The sequence below is a fragment of the Sulfurirhabdus autotrophica genome, assembly GCF_004346685.1.
Taxonomy (GTDB): Bacteria; Pseudomonadota; Gammaproteobacteria; order Burkholderiales; family SMCO01; genus Sulfurirhabdus; species Sulfurirhabdus autotrophica.
Map to the genome: position 1 here is coordinate 46,436 of NZ_SMCO01000019.1, position 14,251 is coordinate 60,686.

The window sequence follows — 14,251 nt, forward strand, 5'->3', positions numbered from 1 at the left end:
ATGCCCATTAATGCTAAAACGGCATATATGATTAAACGACGGCCCACTACACGGATCGGACTAAGGTATTTAAGAACACATCCCGCAGATGCTCAATTTCGGTTTCCGTCATCTTGCCCTTCGGGGCCTCAATGGCTGAAAAGTCGCAAGAAAAATCCTCCAGGGACAACTCTTCAATAGTGCTCATGTCGGCAACCTCTGCGACACGTGTTGCCACTGCTGCCGTTTCTTCAATAGCGTTGGGTAGCGATACGGGTGTTTCAACGGTGCCCATTTTTGGTGCAATAGGCGCAACCCCGTTTCGACTTAAAAAGGCTTTTTCTTTCCAGGCAATGATTTTGTTGCAAAATATGGGATGCTGACCGCTAATAAGCACAATCTGTTTAGTCAGCGACATACGGCTGATTTCTTGCGGCATCATTAATGGACGGCCCTGTTCACTATGGGTTTCTGAATCATTATTCGTATCGAAGCCATTGCGCTTTGATTGGGATTTTGATTTCACGGTTTCCATGCCCAGCAGATCGGATAATTCTTTAGGGGTCTGACTGTCGCGTGCAGCTGGTGTGAAAAATACGGAACAATCAAATGATTCGAGGAAGGTTTTCGTGCTTTCGATAGAATAGGTTTCGCGTAACTGCGAAACACTTTGCACGATAGCAAGCAAACGAATTCCGAAACTTCGGAAATAAGTAATGCCATGAAAGATGGCTTCAAGCCTGCCTATTTGGGCAAACTCATCCATCGCCAGGAGCACTTCGTGCTTGTGCGAAGGATGCTTGCCAAATTCTTTCATTGAATTGAGATCAACCAGGTGTTGAAAAAACAGGTTGATAATGGGGCGTAAGGCAATTAAATCCGGACGTGCTGCCGTTATGTAAATCGATATGGGTTGGTTTCGAATTTCACAAATATTAAAGGTATTGGCGCTTGTGGCAAATCGTACAATCGGGTTTTTGAGCGGTGCCAACGCATTCGTGATCTGATCTTTTACGCCGCTATGGGTGTTTTCAGCGCGATTGCCTATAGTCGCAAAATCACGCACTGTTGCTGAATCAAGGGCAATGATGCCCTCTTGTGCGTCTTTGACCATGCGCTTGGCAAATTTCTGAATCCCTTCGGGTATCTCAATAACATCGAGAATTGCACCCAGCGTACATTGTTGACCCGTTTCAAAAAGAAAGAGCGCAATCGAACGAAACATTTCACGTGCGCCAGTGGCCCAAAACGTATCACCGTGAGAAGGATCCGGACATAAATAGCGGGCAATTTTTTCAATATCCGACACTCGAAAATGCCTGTCTTCTGAAACATAGGCAAATGGATCATATTGATGGGTGTGGTAATCACGCGCCAAAAAGTTTAACTGATAAACTTTTTGCCCCATTGACTGCCGAAAACCACTGGTACGTTCGTAACATTCCCCTTTCATGTCCAGAGCTACCAGACTTCCCGGCCAGTTCAGACAATTTGGGATCATGAGCCCTTGCGTTTTACCCGAACCAGGGGAAGCGGAAACGATGACATTTTTTCCTTGTTCGGCACCATCAAATAACAAAAACTTACCCCGGCGTTTTCCCATGATGATGCCATCATGGTCTAATAAACCAGCGCCTCGAATTTCGCTGCTGCTCGCCCATCGCGCATCACCATGAAGCTTGCGCGGAGTCGGTTTAAAAATGAGTGCAAGGGGCAGGAGTAATGCTGAAAAACTTAATACAGAAGACGTGATTAAATCATCACGCCACTGGGTGTGACTGCCGTACCAATACCAATATTGATAAATAGTGTAGGGTCTTATGTCTTCTAGGCGGGCTGCATGCGTGAAAGAACTAAAAAGAATACCGGCCAATTGCATCACAGCGAGCACCAGCACGCCAAGAAGCAAAACTAAAAAGGCTGGCTTAGCCCAGGGATTTGCGCTTGCTGGCCGGGTCATAATATATTTCCGTTATTCTTCGTACCTTGCGCATATTGCCTGCACCATCGTCGCGTATTAACTGATGCACTTGAATAATAATATCTACTTCGGCACGTAATAATCCCAGAATATCCTCACGTGCTAACGTTCGGCCTTCTTCGGATTCTTTCACTCGTAAAGACAGCATTTCAAATGCGCCAGCGGCACTACCAGCATGAATCGTGGTAATCGAACCGGGATGGCCGGAACTGATATTGACGATGTAATCGTAAGCGACTCCGGAGCGTAGTTCGGCTAAAAGCACTCTGTCCGGCTTCATACGAAGGCACGCTTGTAATAGAGATTTACCGGTTACATCTGAGGTGCCTTTCCCGCCCTCACTGTATAAAAGGTGTACGCGATTAGGGTGATTCTCAAAGAACATTTCGCGTACGTCTTCGATGGTTAGTAAACGTTCGTTTTCAGGGATTAAATTAACAAGTGCCCTGCCAAACGTTGTTTTTCCAGAACCTGTTGCCCCACTAATGACGATGTTTTTGCGTTCAGCAATGGCCAGTTTGTAAAAATCCCAATAACGCCTTGCTTCAAGCAATTTTAATAACTGCATTTCGACATTAACCAACCTGGAATAACCCGCTTGATTAGTATTGACTTTAAAGTCGGGTACTTCATTATGGAAGCCACTTGCTTCGTACTGTTCTTGCGTCATCGCTGTTAACGATGGTTTGCGGATCGTGATTGATATCGTGCCTATTTCACAAGCAGGCGGTATGACGATTTGCACGCGTTCCCCGTCAGGGAGCGCCCCTGACAGAACCGGCCCTTGTTCATTGATTTTGTCACCGGAAAAAGTGGCGATTAAGGTTGCAAGCTTTCTGCACCAAGGCATCGTGATATTTGGATCGGTATATTTTACCCATCCATACGGGCCTTCTGTAAACACTTCTCCAGGCCGATTGATACAGATCTCCGTGAGCGTCTTGTCATCCAGCAGCGCTTTCAGCGGTTGCAAATATTCGCGTAAAGCAATATCACGCCCAGGGGCGACAGCTTCCACAGGCTGAATTGGCGTAGCGTTACTGACCATTGGCAACCTTCAGAGAATAAACTGTGCGGAAATCTAAATCGCGAGCAACAAATACGCTGACTTGTTCGCCTTGGTTTTTATTCAAGGTTGGTGGAATATGAATGTTGTTTTCAACTGCGATGGATGCTGCATCTTTTGAGGTAGAAGCGGTACTTGAAGGATAAAAAACATTATTGCCGCCATTGCCGCCTTGGTTTGCATAACGCTGTGCTACTGCCCCGGCAACGTCATCGACAATAGACAGCAGCATGGCAGAACCGAAACGCTCGAAGAAATGACTGTCTACTTCACCGTCAAATCCACTTCTGCCCAGTGTATCTGTACCAGGCGAGGCTAAATCAATAATGACGCCTTTTGTTGTTTTGGCGCGTGTCCATAAAACAAATATGCGTGATTGCCCTTGTTTTAATCCTGCTTGATACTGACCGGTCAATTCAGTACCGCGATCCAATAGAATGACTTTCCCATCATCACCGTATACATGACGCGTCGTTGTGCATTTTGTCATGCCAGGATGATCTGAGGAAATAGCGGTATCAAGTGTGCAATGCACCATTGCGCCTTGGGCAATGGTAAATGTTCTGTCCGGTATTTGCGTCGCAGACACCGCTTTGAACTTGGAAGGGGTGAGCGCCTTATCCAGCGGCGAACTATTGGTTTCTGATTGTGAAAGCGATGGCATTCCCAGGGTGGTTTTGGCAACAGCATCATTCACAGCGGGTGATGTTGTACCAGAGCTTGTCAATGCAGCAGGCGTTGCTGCCGGTGACGGTGCTGAAGAAGGCGTGCTATTGCCACCAGGTATGCTAATGGTGGCATGTGATAATTGCCTTAATTCAAATTGACTTAATTCTTTTTTTTGCCCACTAACGGCATGGCCTGTTGCAGCCATTTTACCGTTCGGTGCAGGTATGACATTAATTGGCGATGCATTAGTAGCTGGTGGACTGGGCTTGGGCGGAGCCAGAACATTGGTACCGGCAACTTCATCAAAACGTTGATTGATGCTTGATTTTGGATCGTTCACATCACTCTTTGGCGCCACTTGAGGACCGGGAATTAGCCACATCACACCAGCCACCAGCAAGGCCACTGCCAATAGTGATATAGGCATGGCTTTGGCTTTGAAGTTTCTTTGATTCACCGATGGAATACCGCGCTCATCGTCAATAATCGGGGTGGCTTTGGTATTGTCAATCTTCTCAGGGCCGTCGGTTATGTCTTCCTTGCCGTTTTGGTCGTCCTGCTTGATTTCGCTACGCTCTAACCAGCTCTTCATTGATTTTCTCCTTTGATGATGCGCTGAATCTGTTCAGAAGATGTGGCTGTTGGGCTGGATGGCGAAAAGACCTCTGGGTTATCGTTATAGATACACGTGATAGTCCCGCCGAGACGCAAAACAAATTGTTTTGCAACCCGTTGCACGACCATAACGTCACCGGCATCTCCATCAACAAATTTATTCACTATGCTTTCTGTTGCGTCTTCATTCACAACGAATACGGTGGGTAAATCCTGTTGGGCGTAAAATTTGAAATAAGTAAACGTACCGTCATCCCAAACCTCATACGGCTTGATTACTTCAGATCCCATATAGGAATAATCGTAATTTTTGAGTCGCTTGCTTGAGGCGTTTTTAGCGTCTTTGAGTTTGCGGGCTTGCGCTTCCTGAATAGAAGAAAGTGCGTCTTTCGCAGCTTGTAATTTCGCCCTTACCTCACCCGCTTGTATTTTTAATGCCGCTTGAGCTGCTTCATCTTCTGGGTAGGTAAAGCGTAATCCGAAAGTTTGATCTCGATCCTGCGCCTGGCTCTTGTATGTTTCTTTCGGAAATGGCCGAACATTCAAATCAAAGTAATAAATGCGTTTGGTGGTAATGACCGTTAAATTGGCATCTGCATTTTCAACTCTTGGTTGTATGACAACCTTGTTGTCTGCTACGTTTTCAATATTCCAGCCTAAATCAAATCCAACCAGTTTAACGATTGCTTCGTCGTTATTAAGGCTAACGGTGGTTGGGAAACCAAAAAACCCGGTAATTTTGTAAACCTGATTTTCGTGATATTCAGCCGTTCTGACCCGAAAATCCGCATCACCGCGTGCAGGGGTTTTTAAGGCGTTAGCGCTGTTAATCACACTTAAAAGCGCTATGGCTATGATAGTGCGCTTCATCATGGATTTTCCCTTACAATCGGTTTGGGTGCGGCTAGTGGCGCAGGTACTTCTATGGCTTGAGGTGGTTCAAATAAAGGTTTTTGTGGTTCAGGCGATCTTACCGTCTCTGCAATTTTTGCCTGGGCTTCTGTTGTGGAATCATCCACAACGTATTCAGGATCATTGCGGTAATGCGTTACTTGAAATCCAATAGGATTGACGCCCCGCGCTTCTTCGCCTGCCGGTTGTGATACATACCGGAATTCAATGGTTGCAATCCAATGCGTGGGGATTTTTGCACCGGCTTTTTGTTCAAAGCGAACATATCGCACTTGTGCAACATTCTTACTAACAAAACTGGTGTTTTTTATATGTATGGTCGCTGTTCCCAATTCACCATAATGCTTATAAGGACCGTTGGGATTCTCAAATGAGAAGTCTTGTTTTAATTCAATTCTGGCTTTGGGTGCAGTAAAAAGTACCGCTTCCTTGTAATTGTTATCAAGTTGGGCGCGCGTGTAAGTTTCCCGCAGTGTGACCACCTTTCGTAAAAAATACTTAGACATGGTTTCATCGTAAGTGCTTTTCGCATCTTTGATCTTAACTACTTGATCTACGATACCCGTTGATGCATCCACTCTCACCAAATAGGGTTCAATGCTGTGTAACGGGATTAACGCTGCCAAAGCCCCACCCAGCGTCAATGCCAGTACACCGGCTGCACCTGCAACAATCCAGGCTGTGCGCCGTGACTTTTTAAGCTCGATGAATCTGTCTTCATCCCAGGATTTTGCTTCCTTGTAATAGGCTTCTTCTTCTTTTTTTGTCACAGGTGTGTTCGCTTTTTTCACAGACCATCCTCCGTCCAGGTATATACAGACTTTGCAGGAGAAGTTTTTGTATTTGATGCATCAGTTGTATTGGCTTTTGCGGTCGGACTTTTCAAGGCAGGTTGTACAACGTCCTGGGTAATAGGATGATCTACGCGCGCCGTGTTAATGGGCTTTTTGTTTGAACCGTCGCATCGTGGAGGTCTGGTTGTTGCACAACCAGATAAAGCCATAAGTGCGAACACTACAATCAGGCCCATAACTATACTTGTACGGTTTGACATATTATCCTTGCCCAGAAACATGTAAATAACAATTATTGTTATAATATATACCATATATAGGTATTTACAATAACAGGAATAGTTTTATTTTGTGGAAACTGAATTGCCACTTGAAAAACGATTTTTAACCGCTTTGTAAGCTTTCGTGGCGGTGCGTGATGCAGCGGGAACGGCTCCCCGCCATTCTGTTCCGCGTGAACCATCTGCACGTCTGAATTCTTCGCGGCGTAAGGTGCCGCGTCTTGCTGCGCCTGCACCACGGCCTAGTTTATTACCAGTCCAGCCAATTGCACCGAGCGTACCTACTTGTACGCCTCCAGCAAGGCCTGAGGCGATGCCAGTGACTTGCATTAATATGACGAAACATGCGCCTCCTACGATCATCATAGGAATAATTGCACTAAAGCCTGCGCCTGAATTTTTAATTGCAATATCAAGAGAGGGCAACCATAAAGCAAACATAATCATCACTACAGCAGCAACTAATGCGTAAATGAATAGATAATTTAAAGCTTGGCTTATCCAAGATTGAAAGAAGCTTTTGGTCGAATCAAATAACAACATTGCAATAAATAATGGACCTAAAGCTATGATAATTCCCAAGGCAATTTTAGAAAGAAGAATGAGGGCTGCACCATAAAGTACTATTATTCCTGTAAAAATCCAGGTAACTAGCGCTGCAAGTGAATCAGCAAATGCTTGGCTTATAGATAGGCTGGTAATTGACATAAAAGCATTAGCGATGTCATTACCTTTATTGAGAGCAACATCCATAACGGCTTGAGGGCTGGTGGTTGCTCCAATTAATGTACTCGCCAATTGGGCGGGGGTATTGTAAAGAAAGTTAGCAATAACTGGGCCGTATACGCCCGTACCAAGTGCAATTACACCAATTAAAACAATGCGAAAAATTCTACTTACTGCGTCACTCATAGGCTCATCGATTAATCCACGCCACATCGCAAGTCCCCATAAAAAAATATAGACAGTAACAAGCGTTTTAAACGGGACTATGGATGCAGCAGATACTCTGCTTGCAGCACTAAGCATAAATCCAGTAATTGCCGTATCAACATCAACAAATAATGGAGCGACAATAGTAGGTAAGGACATTGTTTTAACCTAAAAATATACTGATATATTTTTTAACAATATTAAAATTTAAATAATGGTATTGCTCTTTGTAATAGCATTATTCTATTTAACCCATTTATGGTTAGCTCTTGCTTGTAAGGCAGCTTGCGATGCGTTGATACAATCTGGATCATCTTTATATTTACCTAGATTGTTCATGCATTTAGCCATTAAGCTATTTCTTTCTGAATCATTTTTTAAGTAATAATCAACAGTTTTTGGCTCAACTTTTGGTGTGCAAGCAGAAAGCGCAAAAAAAATCATCATTAAAATATTTATAAGTTTAATTTTCATATTTGAATCCTCCATTAAGGTATCCACACCCAGTTTTTGCGATTTGCAACCATATCGTTTCCAGCTTGTACTTGCTTTGCTTTTTCCACTTCCTGCATGTAGCTTAATGTGTGCACCCTGACAGCTTCGTTTTCTACTAACGCTTGTTCTGCGCCAATGCGGGCTTGCATTTCTGCTATTGCTTTAGGATCAGTGGCCAAGGATGTGGTGGCAATAAGATTCTCGATATTCGTTGTTCGCCCTTCTACAGCGCCATATGCACTTTCTCCCAGTGCTTGTTGTGTTGAAATTGAATTAATCTGACTCTGATATAAGGCGCCAGCTTCCGGATTGCCGCTATATGTGGAAGCGGGAATTTTCGTCATTCCCGCTTTGATGCTACTTACAGAACTTTGCAAACCACCATAACCAGAAACAGCCGATGAGCCTGAAAGAGCCGTTACATCGCTATATCCAGCCGGTATATATCGTCTTGCTGCTTGTTCTGATGAGCCATTTAAAAGCGTTCCCAGACCACGATTTCCAGTTACTGCTTTATACGTATTAGTCAGCTGATTAACCGTATTGATAGCTTCATTTAGCTCATTTAATTGCGTTGTATACTGCACAACCTGTTTTGCGTATTGCAGCATTAAATTGACTTGGGTTGCTGCATCAATAACCGGAATTCCTGCAGTGGCACTACCTGCAGTAAAAGAAAGAACAGCTGCAAAAATCAGTGAGTATAATTTTTTCATGATGTGCTCCTGTGTTCATAAAAGTGTGGAAGCCAGACTGTCGGATCATTACCGACCTTTTTAATGATGCTTTCAGCCAGATTAATATTGGCTGTCGTTCCTGATAAAACCGCCAGTTCGTCTTCAAAACCCTGTAAATCAAGCTCACAAATAACCGCATTCTGACCTTGCTTCACCAAAAATTGTCGTGAAGTTTCAGGAAGGGTTTTGATGATTTGATATTCGCGATCCGTTAAATTAAAGCCCTCGGTATAATCTGTTTCCTTGGCTTGTGGGTTCGGTAAATAGATGAAAGTTGCAGTTTGCTCAATGACAGTATGTGCAATCTTTGAACGAAGCGCGTCAGCAGGACTTTGCGTTGCACATATGAGAAACCAGTTTTGTTTGCGTATCGTCTTATAACGATTCTGCAACTCATCCTGAAAGTATTCATCTTCCAATGCCTTCCAAAACTCATCAATAAACATATACAAACGACGGCCATCAATTAATTCTGCAAATCGTGACCACAAATACATCATGATGGGCGTGCGCACTTCCGGATTATCAAGAAAATCTGTGTAGTCAAACCCGAAAAGCCGCCCTTCCTTTACATCAAGCAGATCTACAGGATTATCAAAAACCCAGGCCAAGGGCCCGGTTCCTAGATCTGAATGACACCATTTCAAAAGACGTGAAGCAATATTGTCGCCTTCCGGAGGTTCTAAAAAAGAAAGGATCTGATTAAAACGACGTACTCCATGTGATAAACCAAATACGCCTTCTATTGCCTGGGTGATATCGCGCTCTTCGCGCGAAGTAAATGGAAGGTCATCACGCCGGGTACACGCCATTATGATTCGTCGTAGTGTGTCTACCCAACGCGGTGTCTTTGGCAGCGCGAAAGGATTAAACCCGGTTGGAATGCCTGTTTGCAGAGAAAAATACTTTCCACCATTGGCTAAAATGAAAATTTCGCTTCCGCGATCTTTATCGAAGTAAATGCCTGTGGCTTGAAATTTTTCAGCCATGCAGGACAAGAAGTTTTGCGTGGCTGTTTTTCCCGTACCGGATTGGCCACATAAAAACGTAATGCCTAAGTCGCGCCGGTGGTAATTGAAGAAGTAGGGCGCGCCCGAAGTGGTTTTCAGCAGTGCTACTGCATCACCCCAGTGGTTACCGGTTCGTTTACCGGTTGGGTAGTTATGAAAGGCCGACATGCCAACAAAGTTATACGATGTTATTGGCGCGGGACGCGGCCGATAATTAAAATTGCCGGGTAACTGCGACCAGAATGCCGCTTCCAGTGCTAAATCCTCCCGCGCGACAACACACCCTGAATCGGCTAATGCGGCTCTCGCCTCACCGATGTTATTTGAAAGTGCTTTGACGTTATCCGCTTTAATGAGCAAGGTTAAATGATGCTCGCCCATTGTGAATTTGTTTGATTGTAAATCGTTAAGCGCATCTGCCAGCTCATCGACTTGTTGCGTTGCATCATCTTCGGTACTTTCAAGGCGATCACGCTGACGTTTAAGCGTGGTGCGTGCCGATGCCTTATCCAGGCAAATAAAGGATTGAGAGAGTACAAACTCGTAATTTGCATGCAACAGCTCATTAAACAAACCGGGAACTGTCGGATGGGGATACTCTTTAATTCCTAGTACTGCAGCAATAAGTGACCGGTCGGGTGCGCGAAACTCCATCGCTTCCCGCCCAAAAAGCGGACGCGATGTTACCAGCGTATCCTGAATGTTTCCGCGCATGAGCGGGAAGCGTTGTTCATAGCCGTTTACTAAAAACTGCAGAAACTCTAAAACTTCCGAATAGACATTTCCTTTGAATTCATAAGTTGTCAGACGCTCAGGCGAATAACGATTCAAATGTTTTTCCAGTTCTTTGGTTAATGCATTGATCTTGTCTATACCCAAACTGTTCATTTGCGCACGTCCTTGAGCAGACAGTTCATCTACCTTTGAAAATGCGCGAGCGAGCGCCATGGGTTGAGGCCGGTAAAGCAGGGTCAAGTAAAGCTCATTAACAAAAAGATTGTTTGATGAAACTTTTTTTCTGTATTTTTCATTCAGATCATGGGCGAAACCCGGTTCATATTTACCCCCTACATATTCGCCTGACTGCTTTCGAATAATGTGGGTATACAACGCAATATGCGGGCTGTTGATGTTGCGCATGAACATGTTTAATTGTTCATGCCAGGTATTGATATCATCATCATCGGCTGTTTCGTGTGCAATGCCTTCCAGCCGAAAACATTGAATAAAGTCGCCTTGCCGCAATTTAACGGTATTTTCGTCTATGTGCGCGGTGTACGGCACATAGTCGCCTGCAAGCGATTCACGTTTAACCAGTAATTCGTTACGGTATGCGCTTAACATGCAAATGACCTCGTTAGTAACGACGTTTAGAAAACTGACTGCTTGAACTGGAGCGCCAATAAACACCGTTAGCCATACTTTTAGCGCGCATTAGTAAAAAAAGATAAATCAGGCGAAACGCATTGTGGTCGTAGCTGCTGATAGACCAACAGATAGCATGGATAGGTAAAGCCATAACAAGTGCCCAAAGACTATCTGTAAACACGAATGCATACATCGTGACAATGACATTGAAAATCAGTGCCGCCCAATGCGTTCCCCAAAACTGCGCTGGACGCGTTGCGCCCAGAAACAGGGTATCTCTTGATATGGTCATGGTTAAAAAAGGGCGATAATTTTTGGGGCTAGGGTTCGGGCGCCAAATACAAGGATCGAACCAATCAGGATTTTGACGAATAGACCGCCTGACAATTTGCCCATGTAAACGGCAATGCCACAGCCAACCAGCAAAATCGTTAAAATGGTTAACATCAATGCCGGGCTGAAAATGCCCAACACCCATGTTGCCGTGTTTTCAGCTTCAGTAAGCTGAGCAAAGGCAGGCGTTGCCATTGTGGTAGTGACGCAGGCTAATAAATAAAGTTGTATATTTTTACGGGTTTGCACGGCTTGTTGGGTGATTGACTGTGTGAATTTCATCGCTGCTCTCTCCAATTAAAATAAACTTCAATAGGTAACTATGTGGAACAACCCCGCTTCTTCCCAACCAGACGATCAACGCTTTGCCAAACATGCGGGTGTAAGTATTGGCAGTAGATCGTTTTCCTTTGGCTTACTGCGCCGCAATCTGATAGATACTGACTACATAGCCGTTACTCAGCCCCCGGCTGTAATTGCCTGTGTTGTAACAGCTCAACGCTGCCTGTAAAGCGACTTGACCACTACCATGTTTTTTTGCCGCTGGGTCGTAGCACCAGTGGAGCACTTTTTCAGCGGCACGCAGGTTGTTGCATGGCTCAAATACTTCAGCAACAGACAAACCCAGTTTTTTAAGATTGTTGCTATTGATTTGCGCCAACCCCATATCGATTGAAATACCCATCGCTATTAGTTTTTCAGCTATCGCAATAGCTTCTTCCTGGTTGTTAGGTTGCCGCGAAATCCTTGTGCCGCCGTTAATGCCGACGGCAAAAGGGTTTAGGCGGCTTTCGTGCTTAACAATAGCAACGATTGTTTCGTGAGCTACCGATGGGGCGCATTCGTGCGCAAGCGCAATAAAATCCATACGCTAATTACCGTTGTTGTTTTTTGCCGTATCCTCGGCGGCAATGCGAGCGTTGTATTCGATTAACGCTTGGTTATATTGTGCCGGTTCTACCCAATACCCTTTTCGTTCGGGTAAACCAACATAAACAGGGGTAGTTTTGCTTAGGTCAGTGTATTTATTTTGAACATAGGCGGTGCAATACCCAGGCATAGTGGCATTCACGCTATAAGTGCCTGCGTCCGCATCAAACATGCTTATGTTGGTTGAATTAAGTGTTGCTGCGTCGCATCGACCAGCACCGTTAGCGGCATCACTTGCCAACTTTTGCATATCGCCATTTTGGGAAACCGTTGGGCACTGATTTAAAAAATCAATCCGATCACGAAGCGTATCTGACCACTTATTGTGCTGAATACTGAAGAAGCGAGAAATTGACGGATTGCACTCGCTAGGGCGACTGCCGGTTGATAGGCACATGATGGCCTCGCAAGCCAGTTTGGGGTCACCCGTTAATTGGTTTGCAAATGAGAGGGGTAAACTTCCGCATGCCAAGACAGTAGCCAATACAAGCTTGTTTAACACCTTCATTTCGTTGCTCCTTATCCAAAATTGTCAGTTTCAGTAGATGCCTTGTGTCAAAACCAGTATAGACAAGAAAAAGCAAAATGCATACAAATAATCGTTACAAAATATCAATTAAATAGCAAGTGACGTTATGTCGTTGTTTTTTTATGTCATTTAACATTCAATATTTTTATAATGTTGTTATATGGTTATATATATGTCTAACCATTAACTGCCTGTTAAAGTGGTACTATTACGCGCGTAAGTACAAAATTAATAAAAAGTATTTAGTTGCGGGGAATGCCTTGAAAGAAAGTGATGATAAAAACACACCTGATGAAAATAAGGGACATGAGCGATTAATTCAGGTTCGCAAAGAATTGGGCTTAAATCAGACTGATTTTGCAAATCCAATTGGTTTAACTCAATCCGGGCTGAGTGCGATTGAGCTGGAAACAGCGCCACTACGACGGACAGTTGCATTGGCCATAGAAACTGCCTATGGATTTCGTCACCAATGGTTGCTGTATGGAAAACTACCGAAGCACACTAAATTCCGATTAACTGCAGAAGAAAAACGTGTGTTGGATTTATATCGCTCAGCAGAAAAAGATGTGCAGCGCGTTACCATTAAATTGTTAGAAAGTACCGCTCAATGTCATCAACCTTGGGATGGTGTTCAGGAAAGGCGCGATTCGGAAAGAAGAGAAAACGATGTTTCTGATAAACCAGAAAAACCGTCTAAATAACAAGAGTTCTTAAAACCTGTATTCAAATCAACACCTGGTACGCTACGCGCACCACCCCTGACGAACTGGCTGTGCCAGATCGTTTTCATATGGGTATATCGCCGTTCACGTTTCAATGATGATCCGCTGGTGATTGTATTGTTTGAACGTGCCAAGCCTCATGTAACGCTTTTTTATTGCACCGACTCATCGGCGCACGCCTTTGGAAAACGCTATTCAAGGTTGCAATTTGGAATGGACATATCTCCACGGCACTGGTCCGGGCAGTTAGCTACAACATCCTTTAGAGCGTCGATGACATCAATTCGAGCCTGGTTCAACGATATGCTAATGGCCACTGCCATATTTCCAAGTGCAAGAAATAGAACCCACGTGATTCCATACAAGGCAATGAGCGACCAAATGATCACGGCGATCGGTCCGCTAATGATGGCGGCAATAATTGCCAGCACCACAATTACCCAGATTGGAGTAGCAAGAATCTGTTTCAGGAGCTTCAAGAGTGCGGTGACCATCCGCAGACCATCGCAGTTCGACTTGAAGCGACCGCGGGCACCAGCGAGTTTGGCCTTTGCATTAACGCATTCAGGGGTCTGACAAGGATCAGGTGGTGGATCAGGCACTTCCCTAGTGCACATGCGAAACCACTGCCACGGCCACGGACCCGGGCACCAATACGTTTGTATCATGGCAATTCTTCCTTGGGCTAACAGTGATTAAACGGACCCACCGGTCAGTATTATTGATAATAAGCGCGTTGACTCTCATTAAACTTTAGACTCATCAACCAGCCTGAAAAGCGTGTTTGTCAGCATATGCATATTATAGATCCGGCACGATAAAGTTTGAACTTTTTGATTCGCCGTTGTCTTAAACGCATGGATAAAGAAGACGCAAGAAATCAAACACTGGAGC

Annotated in this window: 16 protein-coding genes; 1 reads left to right on the forward strand and 15 read right to left on the reverse strand. The window is 44.6% G+C overall.

Annotated features, from left to right (window positions below; translation table 11 throughout):
* Window positions 1-46: 46 nt before the first annotated feature.
* The 14 genes from EDC63_RS14985 to EDC63_RS15050 form a co-directional block, all read right to left on the reverse strand.
* Window positions 47-1,939 carry a type IV secretory system conjugative DNA transfer family protein gene (locus tag EDC63_RS14985; RefSeq protein WP_124944923.1) on the reverse strand — a complete coding sequence of 631 codons (1,893 nt, stop codon included), beginning with the start codon at window positions 1,937-1,939 and terminating at the stop codon, window positions 47-49.
* The gene (gene virB11, locus EDC63_RS14990) at window positions 1,905-3,008 is read right to left on the reverse strand and encodes a P-type DNA transfer ATPase VirB11 (protein WP_124944924.1); all 1,104 of its coding nucleotides are present in this window, start codon (window positions 3,006-3,008) and stop codon (window positions 1,905-1,907) included. The genes EDC63_RS14985 and virB11 overlap by 35 nt, the downstream gene beginning before the upstream one ends.
* Window positions 2,998-4,287 (reverse strand): type IV secretion system protein VirB10, encoded by a 1,290-nt coding sequence (gene virB10 / locus EDC63_RS14995; protein WP_124944925.1) that lies wholly within the window; start codon window positions 4,285-4,287, stop codon window positions 2,998-3,000. The genes virB11 and virB10 overlap by 11 nt, the downstream gene beginning before the upstream one ends.
* Window positions 4,284-5,183, reverse strand: a complete 900-nt coding sequence (locus EDC63_RS15000; protein WP_124944926.1) for a TrbG/VirB9 family P-type conjugative transfer protein — start codon at window positions 5,181-5,183, stop codon at window positions 4,284-4,286. The genes virB10 and EDC63_RS15000 overlap by 4 nt, the downstream gene beginning before the upstream one ends.
* Window positions 5,180-6,013, reverse strand: a complete 834-nt coding sequence (locus EDC63_RS15005; RefSeq protein WP_165923013.1) for a virB8 family protein — start codon at window positions 6,011-6,013, stop codon at window positions 5,180-5,182. The genes EDC63_RS15000 and EDC63_RS15005 overlap by 4 nt, the downstream gene beginning before the upstream one ends.
* Window positions 6,010-6,276 (reverse strand): hypothetical protein, encoded by a 267-nt coding sequence (locus tag EDC63_RS15010; RefSeq protein WP_124944928.1) that lies wholly within the window; start codon window positions 6,274-6,276, stop codon window positions 6,010-6,012. Before EDC63_RS15010 ends, EDC63_RS15005 begins: the two co-directional genes overlap by 4 nt.
* A gap of 84 nt (window positions 6,277-6,360) precedes the next feature.
* A complete protein-coding gene (locus EDC63_RS15015) occupies window positions 6,361-7,389 on the reverse strand; it encodes a type IV secretion system protein (protein ID WP_124944929.1) in 1,029 nt (342 codons plus the stop codon).
* Between the two features lie 84 nt (window positions 7,390-7,473).
* Complete coding sequence (locus EDC63_RS15020) at window positions 7,474-7,704, reverse strand: EexN family lipoprotein (RefSeq protein WP_124944930.1); 231 nt, start codon at window positions 7,702-7,704, stop codon at window positions 7,474-7,476.
* A gap of 14 nt (window positions 7,705-7,718) precedes the next feature.
* The gene (locus tag EDC63_RS15025) at window positions 7,719-8,441 is read right to left on the reverse strand and encodes a type IV secretion system protein (protein WP_124944931.1); all 723 of its coding nucleotides are present in this window, start codon (window positions 8,439-8,441) and stop codon (window positions 7,719-7,721) included.
* The gene (locus EDC63_RS15030) at window positions 8,438-10,816 is read right to left on the reverse strand and encodes a VirB4 family type IV secretion/conjugal transfer ATPase (RefSeq protein WP_124944932.1); all 2,379 of its coding nucleotides are present in this window, start codon (window positions 10,814-10,816) and stop codon (window positions 8,438-8,440) included. The genes EDC63_RS15025 and EDC63_RS15030 overlap by 4 nt, the downstream gene beginning before the upstream one ends.
* 13 nt (window positions 10,817-10,829) lie before the next feature.
* A complete protein-coding gene (locus EDC63_RS15035) occupies window positions 10,830-11,132 on the reverse strand; it encodes a type IV secretion system protein VirB3 (RefSeq protein WP_124944933.1) in 303 nt (100 codons plus the stop codon).
* Between the two features lie 2 nt (window positions 11,133-11,134).
* Window positions 11,135-11,455: a TrbC/VirB2 family protein gene (locus tag EDC63_RS15040; protein WP_124944934.1), complete on the reverse strand. Its 321-nt coding sequence runs from the start codon at window positions 11,453-11,455 to the stop codon at window positions 11,135-11,137.
* Between the two features lie 133 nt (window positions 11,456-11,588).
* Window positions 11,589-12,041 (reverse strand): lytic transglycosylase domain-containing protein, encoded by a 453-nt coding sequence (locus EDC63_RS15045; protein WP_124944935.1) that lies wholly within the window; start codon window positions 12,039-12,041, stop codon window positions 11,589-11,591.
* 3 nt (window positions 12,042-12,044) lie between these two features.
* The gene (locus EDC63_RS15050) at window positions 12,045-12,611 is read right to left on the reverse strand and encodes a TrbM/KikA/MpfK family conjugal transfer protein (RefSeq protein WP_124944936.1); all 567 of its coding nucleotides are present in this window, start codon (window positions 12,609-12,611) and stop codon (window positions 12,045-12,047) included.
* Window positions 12,612-12,892: 281 nt separating this feature from the next.
* On the opposite strand from EDC63_RS15050, the gene EDC63_RS15055 reads away from it, so the two are divergent.
* Entirely contained in the window at window positions 12,893-13,336 is a 444-nt protein-coding gene (locus EDC63_RS15055) for a helix-turn-helix domain-containing protein (RefSeq protein WP_189836469.1), read from the forward strand.
* Between the two features lie 212 nt (window positions 13,337-13,548).
* On the opposite strand, the gene EDC63_RS15060 is transcribed toward EDC63_RS15055, so the two are convergent.
* The gene (locus tag EDC63_RS15060; protein WP_124944938.1) at window positions 13,549-14,025 is read right to left on the reverse strand and encodes a hypothetical protein; all 477 of its coding nucleotides are present in this window, start codon (window positions 14,023-14,025) and stop codon (window positions 13,549-13,551) included.
* Window positions 14,026-14,251: the final 226 nt, after the last annotated feature.

What these genes read in the sequence shown, in the direction of transcription:
- EDC63_RS15060 (WP_124944938.1), bottom strand. Translation starts at nt 14,025, where the DNA reads ATGATACAAACGTATTGGTGCCCGGGTCCGTGGCCGTGGCAGTGGTTT.
- EDC63_RS15045 (WP_124944935.1), bottom strand. Translation starts at nt 12,041, where the DNA reads ATGGATTTTATTGCGCTTGCGCACGAATGCGCCCCATCGGTAGCTCAC.
- EDC63_RS15015 (WP_124944929.1), bottom strand. Translation starts at nt 7,389, where the DNA reads ATGTCCTTACCTACTATTGTCGCTCCATTATTTGTTGATGTTGATACG.
- EDC63_RS15020 (WP_124944930.1), bottom strand. Translation starts at nt 7,704, where the DNA reads ATGAAAATTAAACTTATAAATATTTTAATGATGATTTTTTTTGCGCTT.
- EDC63_RS15010 (WP_124944928.1), bottom strand. Translation starts at nt 6,276, where the DNA reads ATGTCAAACCGTACAAGTATAGTTATGGGCCTGATTGTAGTGTTCGCA.
- EDC63_RS15025 (WP_124944931.1), bottom strand. Translation starts at nt 8,441, where the DNA reads ATGAAAAAATTATACTCACTGATTTTTGCAGCTGTTCTTTCTTTTACT.
- EDC63_RS15050 (WP_124944936.1), bottom strand. Translation starts at nt 12,611, where the DNA reads ATGAAGGTGTTAAACAAGCTTGTATTGGCTACTGTCTTGGCATGCGGA.
- EDC63_RS15000 (WP_124944926.1), bottom strand. Translation starts at nt 5,183, where the DNA reads ATGATGAAGCGCACTATCATAGCCATAGCGCTTTTAAGTGTGATTAAC.
- EDC63_RS15040 (WP_124944934.1), bottom strand. Translation starts at nt 11,455, where the DNA reads ATGAAATTCACACAGTCAATCACCCAACAAGCCGTGCAAACCCGTAAA.
- virB10 (WP_124944925.1), bottom strand. Translation starts at nt 4,287, where the DNA reads ATGAAGAGCTGGTTAGAGCGTAGCGAAATCAAGCAGGACGACCAAAAC.
- EDC63_RS15035 (WP_124944933.1), bottom strand. Translation starts at nt 11,132, where the DNA reads ATGACCATATCAAGAGATACCCTGTTTCTGGGCGCAACGCGTCCAGCG.
- EDC63_RS15030 (WP_124944932.1), bottom strand. Translation starts at nt 10,816, where the DNA reads ATGTTAAGCGCATACCGTAACGAATTACTGGTTAAACGTGAATCGCTT.
- virB11 (WP_124944924.1), bottom strand. Translation starts at nt 3,008, where the DNA reads ATGGTCAGTAACGCTACGCCAATTCAGCCTGTGGAAGCTGTCGCCCCT.
- EDC63_RS14985 (WP_124944923.1), bottom strand. Translation starts at nt 1,939, where the DNA reads ATGACCCGGCCAGCAAGCGCAAATCCCTGGGCTAAGCCAGCCTTTTTA.